1 protein-coding gene is annotated in these 1,654 nt (G+C 70.0%); it reads right to left on the reverse strand.

Going from position 1 to position 1,654, the window contains the following annotated elements; translation table 11 throughout:
• The coding region (locus tag FYW95_RS27425; protein WP_160051002.1) for a glycoside hydrolase family 6 protein at window positions 1–1,654 on the reverse strand (1,654 nt) is incomplete at both ends.

A 1,654-nucleotide genomic window follows, 5' to 3' on the forward strand; every position in this document is an offset into this window, starting at 1 on the left:
GGACGGGCGGGTGGGCGTTGGCCAAGAGCTCCTGGAACTGCTCGGAGAACCAGTGACCCGCCACCGGAGCGTTGGGCAGCGCCCCGCTCATGTTGTTGCCGTTACGCGGGTTGCCCTCATAGGTCGGATCGCACATGCGGTCGAACCCCTTGCCCTCGTCGTTGTCGATGGGCTCGCTGGACCCGTCGGACTCACCCGGCGGCTTCATCCACACATAGGCGTCGATCCCCGGCTCCGGAGCGGTCTGGGGACGCTCCCCCAACCCGGCCCCGGCCTGGTTGCACCAGTTACCCGCCTGGATACGCCGGTCGTAGCGGCCCCCGTCCACGTAGGCGTCCACGCTCGTGGTCGGACCCGGCCCGTCGGGCCGGTCCGGGCCGCCCCACCCGTTGCGGGAGGTGTCGATGAGCATCCCGATCCCGGAGTCGAAGCCCTGCGAGACCAACTCGGCGCGCAGCCCCTGGGCGAAGGAGAGCTCATCGACGTAGCTGTTCCAGTCCACCCAGGAGGACTGGCGCACCGGCACCCCCGCGATCGTCTGGTCCAGGGAGAAGTTCTCCTCCCTGAGCGCGGAGTAGTTCGCGGTGTTGGCGATGAACCCGTGCACGTCGGCCGGGGTGGCCCCGGCCGCGTTGGCCGCCTGGTAGAACAGCGCCGCCGAGGCCAGGAAGTTGTCCTCCCACCCGATCCACCCGTGGTGGCCGGCGTCGACGTAGTTGTAGACGTTGTCGATGTCGCCCAGGGTGGCCAGCGCGTAGCCCACACCCTCGACGTAGTTGCCGTTGGCCAGCATCCGGTCGCACTCGGGGGTGGCCGTCTCACGCGGGGAGACGTTGGTGACCAGGTTGGGCAGCGAGTCGATCTCGATCGTGGCCACGATCCGCAGCTCGGTGTCCTCGTAGTCGGCCAGGATGTCAGCGATCGGGTCGATGTAGTCGTTCTTGTACCGGTCGATCTCCTCCGGGCCCAGCTCGCCGTTGGAGGCCAGCGCGGCGCAGTCGCGGCCGGGCAGGTTGTAGATGACCACCTGGAAGACCAGCGGGTCACCGCCGGCCTGCTCCAGGGCCTCATCCAGGTGGTCGCGCAGGCCCATGCTGCCGGTGGTGGGGCTGTTGTTGCCCTCGATGGCGCTGATGCGGTCCAGCCACACCCCGGTGGGCTCGTCGGCGACCGCGTCCCCGCCGGGTTCGGAGGCGGCGTTGGCCGACCAGATCGGGTTGACGTAGACGTCCGCGCCCGCGTACGGGTTGTCCACCCGCTCCCCGGGCGTGGGGTCCGGGTCCGGGTCGGGGTCCGGGTCCGGGTCGGGGTCGGGGTCGGGCTCGCCGGTGCAGGCCACACCGTTGAGGGTGAAGTCGGTGGGGGCGGCGTTGGTGCCGGAGTAGGTGGCCTGGAAGCCGAAGGTGACGCTGGCGCCGGTGGCGACGGAGGCGTTGTATCCGGCGTCGGTGACGCTCACGTGCTGCCCGGACTGGGTGGCGGTGGCGTTCCAGGCGTTGCTGATGCGCTGGTTGCCGGAGAAGTCCCACTCCAGGGTCCAGCCGTTGACCGGGTCGCCGACGTTGGTGATCTCCACGTCCGCGGTGAAGCCCGAGCCCCAGTCGTTGAGCCGGTAGTCGACCTCGCAACCGGGCGCCGCACTGGCGGGTGAGGA

It is taken from the genome of Nocardiopsis sp. FR4, assembly GCF_009830945.1.
In the GTDB taxonomy this organism is placed as follows: Bacteria; Actinomycetota; Actinomycetes; order Streptosporangiales; family Streptosporangiaceae; genus Nocardiopsis.